We start from the raw sequence: 19,759 nt of genomic DNA on the forward strand, positions 1-19,759 counted from the left end.
GTGTTCCGCGGCGTCTGTGTGGGTCTTTGTTGGGCGGTGGGGGGGGCCCGGGGTGGGGTGGGGCGGGGTTGGTGTGGCCCCGCGCCCCCCCCCCCGGCCCCCCCCCCCGCCGCGGGGGGGGGGCCCTTCTCCGTCAGCTGCTCCGGACGCTCTCCGTCAACTCCGGGCCGGGCTCCGGGCCGCTACGCGCCACCGTTGTGCACGCTGAACGCGCTGCGGCGGGCCGCCCGCGCCACCACCGGGTCCGGGTGGACCGAGGCGACGGCGGTCAGCACCGAGGCCGCCCTCGGGTGGCCCGACTGCCGGGCCCGGTGGAACAGCCGGACCGGCTCGCCGGCCGAGGCGCCCTCTACGTGGCCGACCAGCAGGCTGGTCTCCCCGTGGTCCAGCACCGCCGCGGCGGTGTCCACCCAGAGCCAGGCCGCGTCCTCCGCGGTCAGCACGTCCGAGGGCAGCACCCCCGCCTCGTCCGACTGCTCGGCCAGCCAGAGCAGCGCGTACGGGCGCAGCACGGGCTCGTCCACGGCCGCCCGGACCGCCTGCTCGGCGGTGCCGCCGGCCACCCGGAGCGCCTCGAAGGCCAGGCCGCGCAGCAGCGCGTCCTCGCCGCGGGCGGCGTCCAGCAGCTCGGCCACCGCGCGGTCCACCGGCCGGGCCGCGACCCAGGCCCGGTACTCGGCGCGGGCCGGGCCCGGCGAGTAGTTGGCGCAGGCGTCCAGCAGCTCCAGGGCGCTCTGCTCGATGTGCCCGGCGGCGGTCTGCGCGACGGTGCAGATCTCCTCCAGCTTGGCCCGCACCGCCCAGTGCCCCAGCGGGGAGAGCTCGGCCGCCTCGTCGTGCCGGGAGAGGGCGCCGACGGCCGCCAGGCCGTCCAGCATCCAGTCCAGCACCGCCGCGACCTCGGCCGGGGCGTGCGGGGTGTCGATCTGCGGCTCGCGGCAGGTGCCGCGGACCGCCGAGACGGCGGAGGCGGCGTGCGGCACCGGCGAGAGCGGGCTGGTGCCCGCCGCCACCCGGCGCTCGTCCAGGCCCCGGCGGAGCAGCTCCAGCAGCTCGCTGTCGGGGACCGGGCCGTCCACCAGGTGCAGGAAGGAGAGCAGCTGCGGGGCCTGGTCCACGGCCTGGCCGGCCAGCACCGCGAAGACGCCGCGCATCGCGGCGGGCGGCATCGGGGCGACCAGCGTCCAGGCGTCGAACAGCGCCGACCAGCCGCGGATCACGGCCTCGTCGTCGTGCTCCCAGGCGTGCAGCCGCCAGCCGGGTGCGGCGCCGCCCTCGCGGGCCTCCACCAGGCCGACCAGCAGCGCCTGGCCCCAGGCCCGGGCGGCCGCCCCCACGGTCATCGCGAGGGCCTTGCCGGCGGCACGGGCGTCCTCGGGGAGGAGCTCGCCGCGCTTGTCCACGTGCTCCAGCTCGCCCGCCCAGCGGGCGATCCGGACCGCGTCGGCGAGCATCCGCCGGGCCAGCGGGGCCAGCTCGGAGGGGGCCGGGAGGCCGTCCGGAACCGGCACCCGGCCCCGGCCGGGCTTGGGTGCGGGCGTGCGGCGGCGCGGGGCGCCCGGCTGCACTGTGTCGGGCCGACGGGCCGAACCGGGGAGACGGGTCACCGTCGCACCGGTACCGGTCTTCGGCGGGAGCGGGGCATCACGGTCGCGCGGATTCCGAGACGTCACGCCGTGCAGTCTTCCCCGTGTGTGGGCCTCCTGTCACATCGGCTTTTCGCGCGAGCGGTGCAAACCCGACCGAGAAGGTCATTTCCTCGGTCATTCCTGGGCACTGAAGGCAGGCGGACCGGTAGGGCAGCGACCCAGGGGCGCGGGGAACTGCGCGAAATCGGAAGGCGGCTCACCTGCAGCTTGACCGCCGTCAGCCAGTTGCACGTGCTCCCGTTCCCCCGCGCGCAGTTCCTCGCGCCCCTGGGTCGCTGCCCTGCCGGGCCGCCTGCCTCGTCCGCCTCAGAGGAGCGGGGTGAGCCAGCGGCGGAGGGTTTCGGTGTAGGGGGTGGGGGCGGCGTTCCAGAGGGCGGCGTGTTCGGCGTGGGGGACGGGGTGGAGGCTGACCAGGTCGCCGCGGAGGTCGGCCAGGCGGGCGGCGGCGGACCAGGGGGCGATGGAGTCGTCGGGGCTGTGCAGCAGCAGGGTGGGGACGTGCAGGTCGGTGCCGGAGGCGAGGCGGGCGAAGCCGGCCAGGTCGACGCCGGTGCGGCCCTCGGCGGCGAGGGCGCCGAGTTCGGCGACGGCGGCCGGGACGCCGGCCAGGGCGCGTTCGCGGCGGACCGTACGGGACCAGTCGAGCACCGGTGAGTCCAGCACCAGCCCGGCGATCGACTCCCGCCAGGCGGAGCGGGCGGCGGCCTGGAGCACCATGGTGGCGCCGGTCGACCAGCCGTAGAGGATCACCCGGCCCGCGCCGCTCTCCAGGGCCAGCCGGATCGCCGCCTCGACGTCCTCCCACTCGGTCTCGCCGAAGTGGCTGAGGCCGTCCGGCGGCTCGGGGGCGCCCTGGTCGCCGCGGTAGGTGACGGTGAGGGTGGGGAGTTCCAGCGCGCGCAGGGTCGGGATGACCGGCAGGGCCTGGGTGCGGTCGGCGCCGGGGCCGTGGACCAGCAGGACCCAGGTGCCGCGCTTGCCCGGGGTGTACCAGGCCGGGAGGTCGCCGTACTCGCCGACCGCGATGGTGTCGGTGTGGTCGATGCCGAGGGCACTGCGCGGGTCACCGGTGAGCACCCGCGGGGTGAGCTCGACCTTGGTGCCGGGGTCGAGGGAGCCGCCGTCCACGCCCTCCAGGCGGCGGGTGACGGTCTGCGGCCCGGTGGCCAGCACCTCGCCGACCACGGCGTGGCCGCCGTTCGGCCACTCCAGGGCGTAGCGGCCGGGCAGGGAGGTGGAGGTGCTGCGGGTGATCACCACCCCGCCGGGGGCCAGGTCGTGCACCCGCAGTTCGGGGGCGCTGCCGGGTTCGGGCCGGCCGGGCCGCACCACGCCCTGGGAGGCGCGGCGGCCGATCAGCAGGACGGCCGCGCCACCGGCTCCGACGACGGCGGCGGCCACCATGGCCGCGGTTCCCCAACGCATGGTGCTCCCGGGTGTGTGGGCGGGTCTCGGACGTTGCCGTCCATTCGACCGGGGGCGGGGGCGGGGTGCCACCGGAGTGCCGCCGTACGGGAGCCGGGAGGGCCGCGAGGGCTGGACGGGCCGGACCGGAGCGGACGGACCGTCAGACCGGGATGTCGGTGGGGCGGGAGGCGAGCAGCTGCCAGAACCGCTGGAGGGGCGGGACATCGGGCTGCTGCTGTTCGGCGGCGGCGGGGGCGGCGCCCCAGTGCATCGGGACGACGTGGTCCTGCTGGAGCTCGGCGAGGACGGTCTCCAGGACGGGGCGGGGCACCGGCAGGAGCTTGGCGACCGGCTTCACCTGGCTCTGCCAGCGGCCGTCCACGCACTGGCGCAGGCACTTCTCCAGGGCGTCCTGACGGTTGGTCACCAGGACGAAGGCGCGGAGGGTGAGGCCGAGCACCTGGGCGAGTTCCCAGGACTGCTCGGGGTCACCGGGCCAACTGCCGGTCAGTTCGGCCTGCTCGTAGGTGCGCGGGGCGACGCCGATCCGGCGGGCGGCCTGCTCCTGGGTGAGCTCCCGGGCCACCCGGAAGTCGCGCAGGCTCGACGGGGCGGTGCCCATCAGCTGGACGGGCGGGCACCAGAGGGCGCGGGCCAGGGCGATGAACTCGGTCTCGTCCGGGCGGTACTCCCCGCTCTCCCAGCCGATCACGTGGGTGGGCAGCAGCCGCACGCCGTGGGCGGCCATGCCGGCCGCGACCTGCTCGGGCGTCAGCCCGAGGCCCACCCGGTGGGCCCTCGCGGCGGCGGGTGAGAACGGGACCGGCGTGGGGGTGGGCGGTCTTCGGCGCATGCCCAGACCGTAGGTGCGGGTCGGCTGCCGCCTGCACCCGCTGAACGCACGAACCGGCTTCCCGGGCCCGCCCGTCCGCCTGGAGGTTCCTACCACTACTGACGGATGATCACCCAGGACCGGTAGGAGGTAACGACGGCGAGGAGCGACGCCGGGGCGCGGGGAACTGCGCGCTTCGGGAGGCGGTCCACCGGCAACTGAACCGCCGTCAGCCGGTTGCAGGTGCTGCCGTTCCCCTGCGCGCAGTTCCTCGCGCCCCTGAGGTCGCTGCCCTGCCGCGCCGGTTGCCTCAGTGCATCTTGCCGAAGAGTTCCTCGATGGTGGCCGGGGTGGGGAGTTCGCCGTTGGGGGTGAGGCGGTCGACCGTGGTGGGGAGGTGGGTGGCGAGGGTGTCGGCGGCCTGGTCGGGGGTGATGCCGGCGTTGCGGGCGAGCATCTCGAGTTCGCCGGGTGGGAGGGCGGCGGCGAGTTCGGGACCGGTGACGGGGTGGTTGTCGCCGGTGCCGACCCAGGAGCGGGCCTGGGAGCCGAGGCCGCCCTCCGTCAGCTGTTGGAGCAGGGCGCCGAGCCCGTTGCCCCGCCCGGCGCCGTTCGCGGCGAGCGAGCCGAGCAGGATGGAGAGGAGGTTCCCCGCACTGCCGTTCCCGCCGCCGCTGCCGCCGAGCAGACCGCTGAGGAGTTTGCCGAGATCGGTCATCGCCGTCCCTCTGTTCTTCCGGGTCCGGTGCGGCAGCACTGCCGCGCCACGGCCAGCCTCGCCCTGCCGGGGGTACGCCGCACGGTGGGGCGGACAACCGTGTGACCAAGCCCTCCGCGCCCGTTGTTGACGGCCGGTCGAGGGGCGTGGTGGGATCTTTCAGCCAATCGGAGGCAAGGAGAGGAAGCCGGTGCGAATCCGGCGCGGTCCCGCCACTGTCACCGGGGAGCACGCTCGATCCATGGTCACGACGGCCCGCCCAGGCGGCTGTTGGAAGGCCCGAGGGTGTGTCCGACCCGGAAGCCAGGAGACTCTCGCCCCCGCTACGTCGATCCAGGGCGCGGACCCTGAGTGAGGACACGCACTGATGCCGCCTGCCCGGAGCCACGCCGACTCGCCCGCACCGTGCGCCGTCTGACCCCCTTTCTGCTGGGCGCCGCCGCCGGCTACCTGGCGGACGCCCGCTTCGGCGATCCCCGGCGCGGCCATCCGGTGGCGCTGTTCGGCTCGGCCGCGACGGGGCTGGAGCGCCGGATCTGGCGCGACGACCGGGCGGTGGGGGCCGCGTACACCGCCGCCTGTGTGGGGACGGTCGCCGCCGGGGCCGCGCTGGCCGGGCGTGCCGTGCGCCGCAGCCCCGTCGCCACCGCCGCACTGGCTGCGGCCGCCACCTTCACCGTGCTGGGCGGGAGTTCGCTGGCCCGGGAGGCCCGGACCATCGGGGCCTCGCTGGAGGCCGGGGACCTGACGGCGGCCCGGGAGCGGCTGCCGCACCTGTGCGGGCGGGACCCGAGCGGGCTGGACGGGCAGCAGATCGCCCGGGCCGTGGTGGAGTCGGTGGCGGAGAACACCGCCGACGCGGTGGTGAACGCGCTCACCTGGGGGGCCCTGGCCGGGACGCCCGGGCTGCTGGCGTTCCGGGCGGTGAACACCCTGGACGCGATGGTGGGGCACCGCTCGGCGCGGTACCTGCGGTTCGGCTGGGCCTCGGCGCGGCTGGACGACGTGGCGGGCTGGCCCGGGGCGCGGCTGACCGCGCTGCTGACGGTGGCGGCCGCGCCGGAGCCGGGGACGGCCTGGCGGGTGTGGCGGCGTGACGGTTCGTCACACCCGAGCCCGAACGCCGGGCAGGCGGAGTCGGCCTTCGCGGGCGCCCTGGGGGTGCGCCTCGGGGGCACGCTGCAGTACGGGGAGCGCGTGGAGCACCGACCGGTGCTCGGGGCCGAGTTGCGCCCCGTGGGCGTGCGGGACATCGAACGGGCCTGCGCCCTGTCGCGCCGGGTCGGCGCGCTGGCGCTGGGCGTCGCGCTGGTCGGACGGGCCGTCATCTCCGGTGCGGGCCGGAAGAGCCGTAAGGGGAGGACAACGTGAGCAACGCGCTGCTGGTGGCCGGGACCACCTCGGACGCCGGGAAGAGCGTCGTGACCGCGGGCATCTGCCGCTGGCTGGCCCGGCAGGGGGTGCGGGTCGCCCCGTTCAAGGCGCAGAACATGTCGCTGAACTCCTTCGTCACCGCCGACGGCGCCGAGATCGGCCGGGCCCAGGCGATGCAGGCGCAGGCCGCCCGGGTGGAGCCGGAGGCGGCGATGAACCCGGTGCTGCTCAAGCCGGGGGCGGACGCGCGCAGCCAGGTGGTGCTGCTGGGCAAGCCGGTGGCCGAGGTCGGCGCGCTGGACTACCGGGAGCGCAAGCCGTACCTGCTGGAGCGCTCGCTGGAGTGCCTGGCGGACCTGCGCAGCCGGTACGAGGTGGTGGTCTGCGAGGGCGCCGGCTCGCCGGCCGAGATCAACCTGCGGGACCGGGACATCGCCAACATGGGCCTGGCCACGGCGGCGAAGCTGCCGGTGGTGGTGGTCGGCGACATCGACCGGGGCGGGGTCTTCGCCGCGATGTACGGGACCCTGGCGCTGCTCTCGGCCGAGGACCAGGCGCTGGTGGCGGGCTGGTTCGTCAACAAGTTCCGCGGCGACGCGCGGCTGCTGGAGCCGGGGCTGAGGATGCTGCACGACCTGACGGGCCGTCCGGTGCTGGGCACCCTGCCGATGCTGCCGGGCCTGTGGCTGGACGCCGAGGACTCGCTGGACCTGACCACGGTGGTGGACCGGGGCGCGGTGCGCGGGCCGGTCGGCCGGGACGTGCTGCGGGTGGCCGTGGTGCGCTTCCCGCGGCTGTCGAACTTCACCGACCTGGACGCGCTGGCCCAGGAGCCGGGCGTGCTGGTGCGCTGGGCGACCCGGGCCGAGGAGCTGGCCGACGCGGACCTGGTGGTGCTGCCCGGTACCCGGGCCACCGTGGCGGACCTGGCCTGGCTGCGCGAGCGGGGCCTGGAGCCGGTGCTGCGCGAGCGGGTGGCGGCGGGCCTGCCGGTGCTCGGGGTCTGCGGCGGGTACCAGATGCTCGGCCGGGAGATCGAGGACGAGGTGGAGTCCAAGGCCGGGCGGGTGGACGGCCTGGGACTGCTGCCGACCCGGGTGGTGTTCGGCCGGGAGAAGGTGCTGGCCCGGCCGGTCGGCGAGGCCTTCGGCGAGCGGGTGGAGGGGTACGAGATCCACCACGGCGTGGTGACCGTGGAGGACAACGCCGAGCCCTTCCTGGACGGCTGCCGGGTCGGGCCGGTGTACGGCACCACCTGGCACGGGGCGCTGGAGAACGACGGCTTCCGCCGTGAACTGCTGCGGATGGTCGCGAAGTTGGCGGGCCGGGCGTTCGTGCCCGCGCCGGACACCTCCTTCGCGGCCGCCCGCGAGGAGCGGCTGGACCGGCTCGGCGACCTGATTGAGGAACACGCCGACACCGAGGCCCTGTGGAGAATGATCGAATCCGGCGCACCCGTCGGCCTGCCCTTCGTCCCGCCGGGGGCGCCGCACACCGTGGAGACCGAGCGATGACCGACGTGCGTTACCCCTTCACCGCGATCGTCGGGATGCCCGACCTGCGGCTCGGGCTGCTGCTGAACGCGGTCTCCCCCGCCGTCGGCGGGGTGCTGGTGCGCGGCGAGAAGGGCACCGCGAAGTCGACGATGGTCCGTGCGCTGGCGGGGCTGCTGCCCTCGATCGCCACCGTGCCGGGCTGCCGCTTCGCCTGCGACCCGGCGGGCCCGGACCCGCAGTGCCCGGACGGCCCGCACGCCGAGCCGGCGGGTGACGAACGGGCCGCGTACCTGGTCGAGTTGCCGGTCGGCGTCTCGGAGGACCGGATCGTCGGCTCGCTGGACCTGGAGCGGGCGCTGGCCGAGGGCGTGAAGGCGTACGAGCCCGGTCTGCTGGCCAAGGCGCACCGGGGCGTGCTCTACATCGACGAGGTGAACCTCCTCCAGGACCACGTGGTGGACCTGCTGCTGGACGCCGCCGCGATGGGCCGCTCGTACGTGGAGCGCGAGGGCGTCTCGGTGCGGCACGCGGCCCGCTTCCTGCTGGTCGGCACCATGAACCCGGAGGAGGGCGAGCTGCGCCCGCAGCTGCTCGACCGCTTCGGGCTGACCGTGGAGATCGCCGCCACCCGGGACCCGGAGGAGCGGGCCGAGGTGGTCCGCCGCCGGCTGGCCTACGACGCGGACCCGGCCGGCTTCGCGGCGCGGTTCGCGGCCGAGGAGGACGCGCTGGCCGAACGGATCACCACCGCGCGGGAGTTGCTGCCGCGGGTGGAGCTGACCGATCTGGCGCTGCGTCAGATCACGGCCGTCTGCGCCGCGTTCGAGGTGGACGGCCTGCGGGCGGACATCGTGATGGCCCGCACCGCCGTCGCGCTGGCCGCCTGGGAGGGCCGGACGGAGGTGCTGGAGGAGGACGTCCGCAAGGCCGCCCAGCTGGCCCTGCCGCACCGGCGCCGCCGCAACCCCTTCGACGCGCCCGGCCTGGACGAGGAGCAGCTGGACCGGACCCTGGACGAGCACCGCGACGAGCCGGAGCCGCCGGAGGGCGACGGGCCGGACGACAGCGGCGGCGGCCCGGACGGCGGCGGTGCCCCCGAGCCGCAGGGGGACGCACCGGACGGCAGTGCGGCCTCGGAGGAGCCGTCGGAGGAGCCGAACGTGCCGTCCCAGGGCGGGAGTTCGAACGCGCCGGTGGCCTCCGCCGGGGAGCCGTACCGGACCAGGCTGTTCAAGGTGCCCGGCACCGGGAAGGGCGCCCAGGGGCGTCGCTCCCCCGCCGAGACCGACGGCGGGCACACCATCCGGGCCCGGCGGCCGCAGGGTCTGCTCTCCCGGCTGCACCTGAGCGCCACCCTGCAGGCCGCCGCGCCGCACCAGGTGGCCCGGGGCCGGGACTCGCGGGCGCTGCGGCTGCGCAAGGACGACTTCCGCGAGCAGGTGCGCCAGGGCCGGGAGTCCAACCTGGTGCTGTTCGTGGTGGACGCCTCCGGCTCGATGGCGGCCCGGCAGCGGATGACCGCCGTCAAGGGCGCCGTGCTCTCCCTGCTGATGGACGCCTACCAGCGCCGGGACAAGATCGGCATGGTGACCTTCCGGGGCGCCGGCGCCGAGTTGGCGCTGCCGCCCACCTCCTCGGTGGAGGTCGGCGCGGCCCGGCTGGAGCAGCTGCCGACCGGCGGGCGGACCCCGCTGGCCGCCGGGCTGCTGCGGGCCCACGAGACCCTGCGGATCGAGCGGATGCGCGACCCGCACCGCCGCCCGCTGCTGGTGGTGGTCACCGACGGCCGGGCCACCGGCGGCCGGGACGCGCTGGCCCAGGCCGGTCGGGCGGCCGGGCTGCTGGCCGCGCAGGGCACCGCCAGCGTGGTGCTGGACTGCGAGTCGGGCCACGTCCGGCTCGGCCTGGCCCGCACCCTGGCGGGCCAGCTCGGCGGCCCCGCCGTCACCCTGGACGAACTCCGCGCCGAGGGCGTCGCCGCCCTGGTGCACGCGCACCGCCCCTCCTCCTCCCTGCGAAAGGCAGCCTGAACCATGCCCAAGGGCCAGCCCGAGACCGTCCCCGACGACGGTCTGACCACCCGTCAGCGCCGCACCCTGCCGATCACCGCGGTGCACACCGGCCCCGGCAAGGGCAAGTCCACCGCCGCCTTCGGGATGGCGCTGCGGGCCTGGAACCAGGGCTGGCCGGTCGGGGTGTTCCAGTTCGTCAAGTCGGCCAAGTGGAAGGTCGGCGAGGAGAACGCGCTCAAGGTGCTCGGCGCCTCCGGCGAGGGCGGCACGGTGGACTGGCACAAGATGGGCGAGGGCTGGTCCTGGGTCCAGCGCGACATCGAGTCCTCCGAGGAGGCCGCCAAGGAGGGCTGGGAGCAGGTCAAGCGCGACCTGGCGGCGGAGAAGTACCGCTTCTACGTGCTGGACGAGTTCACCTACCCGATGCACTGGGGCTGGGTGGACGTGGCCGAGGTGGTGGACGTGCTGAAGAACCGTCCGGGCAACCAGCACGTGGTGATCACCGGCCGCTACGCCAAGGACGAGCTCCTCGAACTCGCCGACCTGGTCACCGAGATGACCAAGGTGAAGCACCCCATGGACGCCGGCCGCAAGGGCCAGCGCGGCATCGAGTGGTAGTAGGAAGCACCGAGCTGTGAACATCCCCCGCCTGGTCGTGGCCGCCCCCTCCTCGGGGGCGGGCAAGACCACCGTCGCCACCGGCCTGATCGCCGCGCTCGCCGCGCGGGGCCTGCAGGTCTCCCCGCACAAGGTCGGCCCCGACTACATCGACCCCGGCTACCACGCCCTGGCCGCCGGGCGGCCAGGGCGCAACCTGGACGCCTTCATGTGCGGACCGGAGCGGATCGCCCCGCTCTTCCTGCACGGCGCCGCCGGGGCCGACGTGGCGGTGGTCGAGGGCGTCATGGGCCTGCACGACGGCGCGGCCGGGCGCGGGGAGCTGGCCTCCACCGCGCACGTGGCCAAGCTGCTGCGGGCGCCCGTGGTGCTGGTGGTCGACGCCTCCTCGCAGTCCCGCTCGGTGGCCGCGCTGGTGCACGGCTTCGCCTCCTGGGACCCGGAGGTCCGGCTGGCCGGGGTGATCCTCAACCGGGTCGCCTCCGACCGGCACGAGCAGCTGCTCCGGGAGGCCCTGGAGGAGGGCGGGGGCGTGCCGGTGCTCGGCTCCGTCCGGCGCTCGGCCTCGGTCGCCACCCCGTCCCGGCACCTGGGCCTGATCCCGGCCGTGGAGCGCTCGGAGGCCGCCCTGGCGGCCGTCCGGGACATGGGCGAGCTGATCGCCGCCTCGGTGGACCTGGACGCGGTGCTGGAGCTGGCGCGGACCGCGCCGGAGCTCACGGACGCGCCGTGGTCGGCCGCGGAGGAGGTCGAGGTGGTGCCCGGGCGGCCGCGGATCGCCCTGGCGGGCGGGGCGGCGTTCTCCTTCTCGTACGCGGAGAACGCCGAGCTGCTGGCGGCGGCCGGGGCCGAGGTGGTCCCGTTCGACCCGCTGCGGGACGCCGAACTCCCGGAGGGCACGGACGGGTTGGTGATCGGGGGCGGCTTCCCGGAGATGTACGTCGGCGAGCTGAGCGCCAACGAGGGGCTGCGGAAGGCGATCGCCGAGCTGGCCGCCTCGGGGGCGCCGGTGGCGGCGGAGTGCGCCGGACTGCTGTACCTGGGAAGGGAGTTGGACGGCGTCGCGATGTGCGGGGTGGTGGACACCACCTCCCGGATGACGCAGCGCCTGACCCTCGGCTACCGGGAGGCGGTGGCCCTGACGGACAGCGTGCTGGCCCCGGCCGGGACCCGGCTGCGGGGGCACGAGTTCCACCGCACGGTCTGCGAACCGGGGGCGGGACCGGCTCCGGCGTGGGGCTGGCGGGGGCCTGCGGGGGCGCAGACCGAGGGCTTCGTCGAGGGCTCGGTCCACGCGTCGTACCTGCACCTGCACTGGGCGGGGGCACCGGAGTTGGCGGTCCGCTTCGTCCGGGCAGCAGCCGAACGGGTTTAGGGGCGCGAGGAACTGCGCGAGACGGGAGAGACCGACCCGTGTGCCGGGTACGGACACTCACTTGCAAGTGAATCTCCGTACCCGGCACACGGATCGGTGCCTTCCACAGCGCGCAGTTCCTCGCGCCCCCGAAGCATCACCTTTTCCCGAAGGGGCGCTACCGGAGCGGGAGTTCGTAGATGAGTTCCAGGCCGTCCTCGTCGTCCCACTGTTCGCCGACGTGGGTGAAGCCGAAGGCGGCGACGGTGGCGAGGGAGGCCTCGTTGTCGGGGCTGATGGTGGCGCGGACGACGGTGACGTCGGGTTCGGCGGCGGCCCGGCGGATCATCGCGGCGAGGATCGCCTTGGCGTAGCCGCGGCGGCGGTGGGCGGGGTCGACGCCGTAGCCGACCTCGACCATGCCGCGCTCGTCGGGCGGGCCGTGGAAGCCGGCCGCGCCGATCGGCACGTCGCCGGAGACCACCGCCCGGGTGACCCAGTCGGCGCTGGTGGGGTCCTCGGCGATCTGGTGGTAGCGGCGGCGCCAGGTGCCCCGCATCTTCTCGACGACGGCGTACCCGGCCAGCGGCAGGCCCAGCTCGGCCGTGGCGGCGGTGAGGTCACCGGCCATCAGGAGGCCCATCACGGGGCGGGGCACCTTCACCAGGGTGACCTGGAGCGGGGCGTCGGGGGCGGAGGTCCACGGAGCTGATCGTTCTGTCACGCACGGATGCTCGCCCACCCCGTGGGGACTGTCCAGCGATTATGGGCCGGACAGCCCCCTCCTGAGGGTGCGTCAGTAGGGCTTCACCAGGACGTGGGCGGCGCCGGGGATGCCGATCTTGAGGAGCTCGTCCTCCTCGGGGGTGGTGGGCGTGCCGGTCTCCTGCTTGAGGACGGCGCGGGAGAGCGACTGGACGAACATCGCGCGCGGGCGGCGGCGGGCCTCCCAGGCGGCCAGGGCGGCGGGCACCGACTCGGCGGCGTCCAGCTCCTGGGCGAGCACCAGGGCGTCCTCGACGGCCATCGCGGCGCCCTGGGCGAGGTGCGGGGTGGAGGCGTGCGCGGCGTCGCCGGCCAGCACCACCCGGCCGACGTGCCAGGGCTCGTCCACGGTGACCTGGGAGATCCGGGAGTAGACCACGGCGGCCGGGTCGGTGACGTGGCGGAGCGCCTCGGCGACCGGGCCGGAGAAGCCGGCCAGCCGCTCGGCGAGCTGCTCGTGGGCCCGCTCCGGGTCCGGGCGGAAGTCCTCGGCCTCGGCGAACACGGCGCCCAGGTACATGAGTTCGTCCGTGATGGGGGTGAGCAGCGCCTTGGCGGCCTGGTTCCCGGTGCTCATCACCACGCCCTGGACCTCGGGCTGCCTGGGCACGGTGACCCGCCAGTTGGCGAAGCCGGTGTACTCGGGGCGGTGGCGGTCGCCGTAGAGGCGGGTGCGCAGCGGGGAGCCGATGCCGTCGAAGCCGACCACCAGGTCGTAGCGGGCGGCGGTGCCGTCGGAGAGGGTGACGTCCACGCCCTCGCCGTCGTCGGTGAGGTCGGCGAGGGTGGTGGAGAAGCGCACCGTGGCGCCGGCCTCGGCGGCGGCCCGGCCGAGCAGCTCGGCGAGGGCCGGGCGGGGTATGCCGTTGTTGGCGGGGGCGTCGTCCATCCGGGGCTGCGGGATCTTGGCCAGGGTGGCGCCGGCCGGGTCGCAGATGGTCAGCACCTCCCACGCGAAGCCGGCCTTCAGGCAGTCGTCCAGGACGCCGAGTTCGCGCATCACGTGCAGGGCGTTGGAGGGCTGGATGATGCCGACGCCGAGGGCGTCGAGCTCGTCGCGCAGCTCCACCACCTCGACGGTGTGGCCGCGGCGGGCGAGGGCGACGGCGAGGCTCAGGCCGCCGATGCCGCCACCGTGGACGAGGACGCGCAGGGGTTGTGCCATGGGGTGTCTCCGGGGGGAGTCGGGAGCTGGGGGAAGGGGTCGGTCAGCCGACCGGGAGGGCCATCAGGTGGTCGACCAGGGCGAGCAGCACGTCCCGGCCGAAGGGCCGTTCGCGGATGTCGCCGACCAGCATCGGCACGTGCGGGTCGAGGTCGAGCGCGGCCCGGATCTCGTCCGGGGTGCGGGTGTTGACGCCGTGGAAGCAGTTGATCGCCACCACGAACGGGATGCCCCGGCTCTCGAAGAAGTCGATCGAGGCGAAGCTGGACTCCAGCCGGCGGGTGTCGGCGATGACCACCCCGCCGAGCGCCCCGTTGACCAGGTCGTTCCACATGAACCAGAACCGCTCCTGGCCCGGGGTGCCGAACAGGTACACCACCAGCTCGGGGCTGACGGTGATCCGGCCGAAGTCCAGGGCGACGGTGGTGGTCTCCTTCTGGTCGACCCCGGACAGGTCGTCCACGCCGACGCTGGCGGTGGTGAGGTACTCCTCGGTGCGCAGCGGGGCGACCTCGCTGACGGCGCCGACCATGGTGGTCTTGCCGACGCCGAAGCCGCCGGCGATCAGGATCTTGACGGCGTTGGCGCCCGCCTGGGTGGTCGTCATCTCAGAGCCTCCTCAGTCCCTCGCGTACGGCGGCCAGCAGGCTGCGGTCGGCCCCTCCGGCGGCCCGGGCCACCGAGATCGGGGCGCGGGCGGTCAGCAGGCCCTGCTCGACCAGGTCGCCGAGCAGGATCTTGGTCACCGAGACCGGCAGGTCCAGGTCGGCGGCGACCTCGGCCACCGCGGCGGGGCGGCGGCAGCGGTCCAGGATCATCCGGTGCTCCGGCTGGAGCCGGCCGGGCCGGGCCGGCGCGCCGTGGGCGTCGACCGGCTCCGGCACGCTGGTGAGCAGGGTGATCAGGGTGAGGTCGTCCCGCTCGGGCACGGTGCGGCCGGAGGTGATGGTGTACGGGCGGACCATGCTGTCCGCGCCGTCGTCGCCCTCCTCCTCGTCCCAGTAGGAGTTCACCCGCGCTGCCCGCTCCGGGCGGCGAACGCGTCGAACTCGCCGCGCTGGGCGGTGCCGAGCTTCTGGCCGACCTGCTGCACCAGGTTGTGCATGGCCAGCGACATCACCTCGGCGTCGACGTCCTGGGAGGCGACCACGGCCAGGTGGGTGCCCTGGCCGGCGGCGATGACGAACAGCCAGAGCTCGGCCAGCTCGACGATCACCTGGTGCACCGGGCCGCCGGCGAACAACTGGCCGACGCCGCGGGCCAGGCTCTGCTGGCCGGTGGCGACGGCGGCCAGGCGCTCGGCGTCGGAGCGGTCGATGGTGCGGGAGTGGCTGACCACCAGGCCGTCGTCGGAGAGCAGGACGGCGTTCCTCGTTCCGGCCACCTGGTCCACCAGGCCGTCCAGCAGCCAGTCGAGGTCCTGGTGGGTGGCGGTTGTACGCGTCGTCATGTCCGGTCTTCTCTCGTCGGGATGGTGGTGTGGTGGTTTCCGGTGTCGCCCGAGCGCGCCTCCCGGGACCGCCGCTGGAACGCACCGATGGCTGCTCCGGCCCGTCGGGGGGCCGGTCGGAACAGCGGGTTCTCGTCCCAGCGGGGCGGCACGGGGGCGGTCGGCGGGATGTCGGGGTCGATCCGCAGTTCGTCCACCAGGCTGGCCTGGCGGACCCGGCGGGGCAGCGGCGGTTCGCCGTCCGGCAGGGCGGGCGACGGCGGGGCCGTCGGCTCGGGGCGGTAGGGCTCCGGGTCGGGGCGGTACGACTCCTGGTACGGCGGCTCGGGCCGGTAGGGCTCCGGCCGGTAGGGCTCGGGCTGGTAGGGCTCCGGCCGGTAGGGCTCGGGGGTCCCGTACGGCGCGGGCAGCGCCGGGAAGTCGTGACGGGCCGTCACCGGCTCCCCGACCGGGGCCGCGGGCGCCCCGCCGTGCTGCGGGAGCGGCTCGACGGTGGGGTACCGGTCGTCGTAGGGGACGTACGGGGCCTCCGCCGACAGCGGGGGCAGGGCCGCGGGGACGGGCTCCCGCGCGGGGGTGCCGCCGATCGCGGTGACGCCGGCCAGGGCCTGGCCGCGCGAGCGGGTGGGCAGGCCGCCGGACTGCTGCGGGGCGGCGGCGACCGGACGGACCGTCGGGTCCGGGACGATCAGCTCCTCCGGGACCAGCACCACGACCCGGGTGCCGCCGAAGGCGGACTGGCGGAACTCGACCCGCAGGCCGTGCTGGGCGGCCAGGCGGGCCACCACGTAGAAGCCGAGCCGGATGTCGTCGCCGCGGGCCAGCACGTCGGTGCGGGGCGGACGGGTCATCAGGCGGTTGGCCTCGTCGATCTGTTCCTCGTCCATGCCGAGGCCGCGGTCCTCGACCTCGATCGCCACGCCCCGGCTGACCCGGCCGGCCCGGAGCTCGACCGGGTTCGGCGGGCGGGAGAAGCTGAGCGCGTTCTCGATCAGCTCGGCGAGCACGTGGGCCACCGGGCCGACGGCGCGCTCGGAGATCCAGGGGCTGCCGTCCAGGTCGATGACGACCCGGCGGTAGTCCTGCACCTCGCCCTGGGCGGCGCGCATCACGTCCAGCAGCGGGACCGGCTTGCGCCAGCGGCGGTGCGGGGTGCCGCCGGCCAGGATCACCAGGTTCTCCTCGTACCGGCGCAGGCGTGCGGTGAGGTGGTCGAGGTCGAAGAGTCCCTCCAGCACCTCCGGGTCCTCGTGCCGGCGCTCCAACTCGTCCAGCTTCTTCAGCTGCTGACCGATCAGCAACTGGGTGCGGCGGGCGATCCGCTGGAGCAGCCGCTCGAAGCCGCGGTGCTGGTCGGCCTGGGCGACGGCGGCCTGGACGGCACTGGCGCGGGCCAGGTTGAAGGCCTCGGCCAGCTTGGCCAGTTCGTCCTCGGTGCGGGCCCACGGGTCGGGCTCGATCGCCCGGGCCAGCTCCTCGGGGTCGATCTGCTCGCCGTTGCCGAGCCGCTCGACCACCTCGGGCAGGGCGTTCTCCAGCTCCTCGGCCTGCTCCTGGAGCCGGCCGATCCGGCGGCGCAGGGTGCGGGTGAGCCGCCAGCTGGTGACGGCGACCGCGACCACCGCGATCAGGCCGACCACGGTGGTCAGCAGCAGCCGCAGGGCCAGGCTCATGATGCTGCCCTTGCCCTCCTCGACCACCAGCCCGGTGCGGTGCTCCAGCAGCGCGACCAGCTGCGGGGTGATGGCGTCGACCGACTGGCGCCAGACCTCCTTGTCCACGCCGAGGGCGATCCGGCCGTCCCGGCCGGGGGCGGCCTGCTTCAGCAGCTCCTGCTCGGCGCGGGTCTTGGCCTGCCAGGCCTGGCCGGTGGCGATCTGCTGCCACATCGCGGCCTCGTCGGCGGGCAGGTAGGGCGCGACCTGGGTGGTGAACTGGAAGGTCTGCTCGGCGACGGCCTGCCGGAGCTGCTGGTGGTCGTCGGGGGCGAGCGAGCCGCTCGGCCAGCCCCGGGCCAGCAGGGCGTCCGAGCGGGAGATCATCTCCTTGGCCCAGAACAGGTTCACCAGCGGCTGGGAGATGGTGGTGATCCGGCCGTTGTCGACGTGGCTGAGCGCGGAGAACAGCTTGAGGTCCACCGCGATCAGGTCGGTGTAGTAGCCGTAGACGGCGGCCTGCTGCTGCTCGCTGCCGCTGTTCACCAGGGCCCGCTGGGCGGGCAGCTGGTTGATCGCCTGCCGGGCCTGCCGGACGGCCTCGCGGACCTCCTCGGGCGCGTCGTCGGCCGACACGCCCGAGAGCTTCTGGAAGTCGCCGATCGCCTGGTCGGTCCTGGCCCGCTGCACCCGCAGCGCCTCGGTGACCCCGCTGTGGGTGGCGAGGACGTCGGCGCTCAGGCGCCGCTCCTCCTGGAGGTTGTAGTACACGATGTTGGACGGCTGGCCCGCCTCCTGCGCGAGCAGGCCCTGGGCGGCCTGGCGCTGGAAGTCGAAGAGGAGCTGTCCGCTGGTGACCGCCCAGAGCGCGGCCAGCGCCAGCCCTGGGACGATGGCCAGCACGAGCAGGGTCGCGCGGAGCGACAGTCGGCCCGTGGCGATCCGCCTGGAAGCGCGCGTGCGCAGGGCTGGCTCCTTCGGATATGACACCAGTCGTTCACAACTGGTCGGATCTGATAGGACTCTGACGGATGGATATTAGTCGCACCGCATATCGACGGGTGAAACCACCATGACAGTCGGATGAACGACAGACCGTCACACCCCCGCTGAACTGCCGTTCCGTGCAACCGAACTGATGCCCCACGCGGCACCGACTGGTCCAGACCTCAGTACCGCACCGCACCCACCGGAGACGTGATGAGCCGCCAGCACACCTACACCCTCGCCGTGACCTGGACCGGGAACACCGGCGCCGGCACCGCGAACTACCGCGCCTACGAGCGCTCCCACGAGGTCGCGGCCGAGGGCCTGCCGACCATCGTCGGCAGCTCCGACCCGCTCTTCCGGGGCGACCCGTCCCGCTGGAACCCGGAGCAGCTGCTGCTCGCCGCGCTCTCCCAGTGCCACCTGCTCTCCTACCTGCACCTGTGCGCGGTGAACAAGGTGGTGGTCACCGCCTACGTCGACGAGCCGGTCGGCACCATGGTCGAGGGCGCCGGGGACGGCCGCTTCACCGAGGCGGAGCTGCGGCCCCGGGTGGTGGTGACCGAGCCCGGCATGGTGGAGAAGGCCATCGCCCTGCACGCGGACGCCAACCGGGCCTGCTTCATCGCCAACTCGGTCAACTTCCCGGTGCACCACCGGCCCGAGGTGACGGTCGCCACCGCCGACTGACCGGCATTGACCGCCTCTGGCCAGGCGTGATGGGATTCCGGCGGTTCGTTGGTCGTCCCAGGAGTCCGGAGAAACCCCCGTGCAGCAGCCCTCCCTGGTCATCGGCGTCGGCGGCGGCAGCGGGGTGCAGGGCACCGAGGTGCTGGCCCTGATCGACGCCGCCCTGGCCGGGCTCGGCCGCGACCGCCAGGACGTCGCCGGCCTGGCCACCGTCGCCGCGAAGACCGCCGAGGCCGGCCTGCTGGCCGCCGCCGCCGCCCTCGACGTCCCCCTGGCCGGCTACCCCGCCGAGGCCCTGGCCGCCGTCCCGGTCCCCCGCCCCTCGGGGACGGTGGCGGCGGCCGTCGGCACCCCGAGCGTGGCCGAGGCCGCCGCCCTGCTCGCCGCGGGGGCCGGCGGCCGGCTGCTCACCCCCAAGCGGAAGTCGGCCCGGGCCACGGTGGCGGTCGCGACGGCGAGCCCCGGAGCCGGCGCTGCGGAGCGCGGCCCGGCAGAGCACGGCGCAGCGGAGCACGGCGCGGCCGGGGAGCCGGACCTGCGGCACCACGGGGACGTGGAGGTGCGGGCGGCCGGGCTGGTGGACCTCGCGGTGAACGTGCGGACCGGGACGCCGCCGCAGTGGCTGCGGGAGCACCTGGCCGCGACCCTGGGCGACCTGGCGGCGTACCCCGAGGGGAGCCGGGCCCGGGCCGCCGTCGCGGCGCGGCACGGACGGCCGGTGGAGGAGGTGCTGCTGACCTCCGGGGCGGCGGAGGCCTTCGTGCTGCTGGCCCGGGTGCTGGCGCCCCGTCACGCCGTGGTGGTGCACCCGCAGTTCACCGAGCCGGAGGCGGCGCTGCGCGACGCCGGGCACCGGGTCGGCCGGGTGCTGCTCTCCCCCGCCGACGGCTTCCGCCTGGACCTCGGTGCCGTCCCCGAGGAGGCCGACCTGGTGGTGGTCGGCAACCCGACCAACCCCACCTCGGTCCTGCACCCCGCCGCCACCCTCTCCGCCCTCGCCCGCCCCGGCCGGACCCTGGTGGTGGACGAGGCCTTCGTCGACACCGTCCCCGGCGAGCGGGAGAGCCTGGCCGGCCTGCGCGGTCTGCCCGGCGAGGTGGTGGTGCTGCGCAGCCTCACCAAGACCTGGGGCCTGGCGGGGCTGCGGATCGGCTACGTGCTCGGCCCCGCCGGCCTGATCGCCCGCCTGGCCGCCGCCCAGCCGCTCTGGCCGGTCTCCACCCCCGCGCTGGCCGCCGCGGAGGCGTGCAGCACGCCCGCCGCACTGGCCGAGGCGGAGGCCGCCGCCCACACCATCGCCGCCCAGCGCGCCCACCTGCTGGCCCGGTTGGCGGAGTTCCCGGCCGTCACGGTGCACGGGGAGCCGGCCGCCTCCTTCCTCCTGGTGCACGTCCCCGGCGCGGCCGCGCTGCGCGAGCGCCTGCGCGGGGCCGGTTACGCGCTCCGCCGGGGCGACACCTTCCCGGGCCTGGGCCCGGACTGGCTGCGGATCGCGGTCCGGGACGAGGCCACCACGGACGCGTTCGTCGCCGTCCTGGCGGAGTTGCTGCCCTGACGGAGCCGCTGTCCTGACGGGCGGTCAGCGCC

Annotated in this window: 17 protein-coding genes and 1 riboswitch; of the genes, 7 read left to right on the plus strand and 10 right to left on the minus strand. The window is 75.2% G+C overall.

All coding sequences use genetic code 11. The features are described from left to right. Positions 1–182: 182 nt before the first annotated feature. The 4 genes from ACIA8O_RS31755 to ACIA8O_RS31770 form a co-directional block, all read right to left on the minus strand. Entirely contained in the window at positions 183–1,673 is a 1,491-nt protein-coding gene (locus ACIA8O_RS31755; protein ID WP_396297457.1) for a hypothetical protein, read from the minus strand. A 282-nt stretch (positions 1,674–1,955) separates the two neighbouring features. Further along, on the minus strand, positions 1,956–3,074 hold the full coding sequence (locus ACIA8O_RS31760) for an alpha/beta hydrolase family protein (RefSeq protein ID WP_396297458.1): 1,119 nt from the start codon (positions 3,072–3,074) through the stop codon (positions 1,956–1,958). A 142-nt stretch (positions 3,075–3,216) separates the two neighbouring features. Beyond that, positions 3,217–3,909 (minus strand): helix-turn-helix domain-containing protein, encoded by a 693-nt coding sequence (locus tag ACIA8O_RS31765; protein ID WP_396297459.1) that lies wholly within the window; start codon positions 3,907–3,909, stop codon positions 3,217–3,219. 289 nt (positions 3,910–4,198) lie between these two features. Beyond that, positions 4,199–4,645, minus strand: coding sequence for a YidB family protein (locus tag ACIA8O_RS31770; RefSeq protein ID WP_396297460.1), 447 nt, complete (start codon positions 4,643–4,645; stop codon positions 4,199–4,201). 140 nt (positions 4,646–4,785) lie between these two features. Next, positions 4,786–4,920: riboswitch (cobalamin riboswitch) on the plus strand. Positions 4,921–5,011: 91 nt separating this feature from the next. Between ACIA8O_RS31770 and ACIA8O_RS31775 the strand changes: the two genes are divergently transcribed. Genes ACIA8O_RS31775 through ACIA8O_RS31795 form a run of 5 tightly spaced genes read left to right on the plus strand, consistent with a single transcriptional unit; the run spans position 5,012 to position 11,481 of the window. Beyond that, entirely contained in the window at positions 5,012–5,977 is a 966-nt protein-coding gene (locus ACIA8O_RS31775; protein WP_396297461.1) for a cobalamin biosynthesis protein, read from the plus strand. Then, complete coding sequence (locus ACIA8O_RS31780; protein WP_396297462.1) at positions 5,974–7,494, plus strand: cobyric acid synthase; 1,521 nt, start codon at positions 5,974–5,976, stop codon at positions 7,492–7,494. The genes ACIA8O_RS31775 and ACIA8O_RS31780 overlap by 4 nt, the downstream gene beginning before the upstream one ends. Continuing rightward, positions 7,491–9,506: a putative cobaltochelatase gene (locus ACIA8O_RS31785; RefSeq protein ID WP_396297463.1), complete on the plus strand. Its 2,016-nt coding sequence runs from the start codon at positions 7,491–7,493 to the stop codon at positions 9,504–9,506. The genes ACIA8O_RS31780 and ACIA8O_RS31785 overlap by 4 nt, the downstream gene beginning before the upstream one ends. Before the next feature lie 3 nt (positions 9,507–9,509). Further along, the gene (gene cobO, locus ACIA8O_RS31790) at positions 9,510–10,106 is read left to right on the plus strand and encodes a cob(I)yrinic acid a,c-diamide adenosyltransferase (protein WP_396297464.1); all 597 of its coding nucleotides are present in this window, start codon (positions 9,510–9,512) and stop codon (positions 10,104–10,106) included. 16 nt (positions 10,107–10,122) lie between these two features. Then, positions 10,123–11,481, plus strand: coding sequence for a cobyrinate a,c-diamide synthase (locus tag ACIA8O_RS31795; protein ID WP_396297465.1), 1,359 nt, complete (start codon positions 10,123–10,125; stop codon positions 11,479–11,481). 157 nt (positions 11,482–11,638) lie between these two features. Here the strand turns inward: ACIA8O_RS31795 and ACIA8O_RS31800 are convergent, their stop codons facing one another. From ACIA8O_RS31800 to ACIA8O_RS31825, 6 genes are all read right to left on the minus strand, one after another. Beyond that, a complete protein-coding gene (locus ACIA8O_RS31800; RefSeq protein WP_396297466.1) occupies positions 11,639–12,184 on the minus strand; it encodes a GNAT family N-acetyltransferase in 546 nt (181 codons plus the stop codon). Positions 12,185–12,256: 72 nt separating this feature from the next. Continuing rightward, positions 12,257–13,390, minus strand: a complete 1,134-nt coding sequence (locus tag ACIA8O_RS31805; RefSeq protein ID WP_396297467.1) for an FAD-dependent monooxygenase — start codon at positions 13,388–13,390, stop codon at positions 12,257–12,259. 43 nt (positions 13,391–13,433) lie between these two features. Continuing rightward, complete coding sequence (locus ACIA8O_RS31810) at positions 13,434–13,997, minus strand: GTP-binding protein (protein WP_396297468.1); 564 nt, start codon at positions 13,995–13,997, stop codon at positions 13,434–13,436. A gap of 1 nt (position 13,998) precedes the next feature. Beyond that, positions 13,999–14,355: a DUF742 domain-containing protein gene (locus ACIA8O_RS31815; RefSeq protein WP_396297661.1), complete on the minus strand. Its 357-nt coding sequence runs from the start codon at positions 14,353–14,355 to the stop codon at positions 13,999–14,001. Positions 14,356–14,399: 44 nt separating this feature from the next. After that, positions 14,400–14,840, minus strand: a complete 441-nt coding sequence (locus tag ACIA8O_RS31820; protein ID WP_396297469.1) for a roadblock/LC7 domain-containing protein — start codon at positions 14,838–14,840, stop codon at positions 14,400–14,402. Further along, positions 14,837–17,398 (minus strand): nitrate- and nitrite sensing domain-containing protein, encoded by a 2,562-nt coding sequence (locus ACIA8O_RS31825; RefSeq protein ID WP_396297470.1) that lies wholly within the window; start codon positions 17,396–17,398, stop codon positions 14,837–14,839. The genes ACIA8O_RS31820 and ACIA8O_RS31825 overlap by 4 nt, the downstream gene beginning before the upstream one ends. A 297-nt stretch (positions 17,399–17,695) precedes the next feature. On the opposite strand from ACIA8O_RS31825, the gene ACIA8O_RS31830 reads away from it, so the two are divergent. Continuing rightward, the gene (locus ACIA8O_RS31830) at positions 17,696–18,172 is read left to right on the plus strand and encodes an OsmC family protein (RefSeq protein ID WP_396297471.1); all 477 of its coding nucleotides are present in this window, start codon (positions 17,696–17,698) and stop codon (positions 18,170–18,172) included. A gap of 79 nt (positions 18,173–18,251) precedes the next feature. Then, positions 18,252–19,727: an Rv2231c family pyridoxal phosphate-dependent protein CobC gene (gene cobC, locus ACIA8O_RS31835; protein WP_396297472.1), complete on the plus strand. Its 1,476-nt coding sequence runs from the start codon at positions 18,252–18,254 to the stop codon at positions 19,725–19,727. Positions 19,728–19,759: the final 32 nt, after the last annotated feature.

It is taken from the genome of Kitasatospora sp. NPDC051853 (assembly GCF_044452665.1).
Classification (GTDB): Bacteria; Actinomycetota; Actinomycetes; order Streptomycetales; family Streptomycetaceae; genus Kitasatospora.

What these genes read in the sequence shown, in the direction of transcription:
- ACIA8O_RS31760 (WP_396297458.1), bottom strand. Translation starts at nt 3,074, where the DNA reads ATGCGTTGGGGAACCGCGGCCATGGTGGCCGCCGCCGTCGTCGGAGCC.
- ACIA8O_RS31765 (WP_396297459.1), bottom strand. Translation starts at nt 3,909, where the DNA reads ATGCGCCGAAGACCGCCCACCCCCACGCCGGTCCCGTTCTCACCCGCC.
- ACIA8O_RS31785 (WP_396297463.1), top strand. Translation starts at nt 7,491, where the DNA reads ATGACCGACGTGCGTTACCCCTTCACCGCGATCGTCGGGATGCCCGAC.
- cobO (WP_396297464.1), top strand. Translation starts at nt 9,510, where the DNA reads ATGCCCAAGGGCCAGCCCGAGACCGTCCCCGACGACGGTCTGACCACC.
- ACIA8O_RS31805 (WP_396297467.1), bottom strand. Translation starts at nt 13,390, where the DNA reads ATGGCACAACCCCTGCGCGTCCTCGTCCACGGTGGCGGCATCGGCGGC.
- ACIA8O_RS31810 (WP_396297468.1), bottom strand. Translation starts at nt 13,997, where the DNA reads ATGACGACCACCCAGGCGGGCGCCAACGCCGTCAAGATCCTGATCGCC.
- ACIA8O_RS31815 (WP_396297661.1), bottom strand. Translation starts at nt 14,355, where the DNA reads ATGGTCCGCCCGTACACCATCACCTCCGGCCGCACCGTGCCCGAGCGG.
- ACIA8O_RS31820 (WP_396297469.1), bottom strand. Translation starts at nt 14,840, where the DNA reads ATGACGACGCGTACAACCGCCACCCACCAGGACCTCGACTGGCTGCTG.
- ACIA8O_RS31830 (WP_396297471.1), top strand. Translation starts at nt 17,696, where the DNA reads ATGAGCCGCCAGCACACCTACACCCTCGCCGTGACCTGGACCGGGAAC.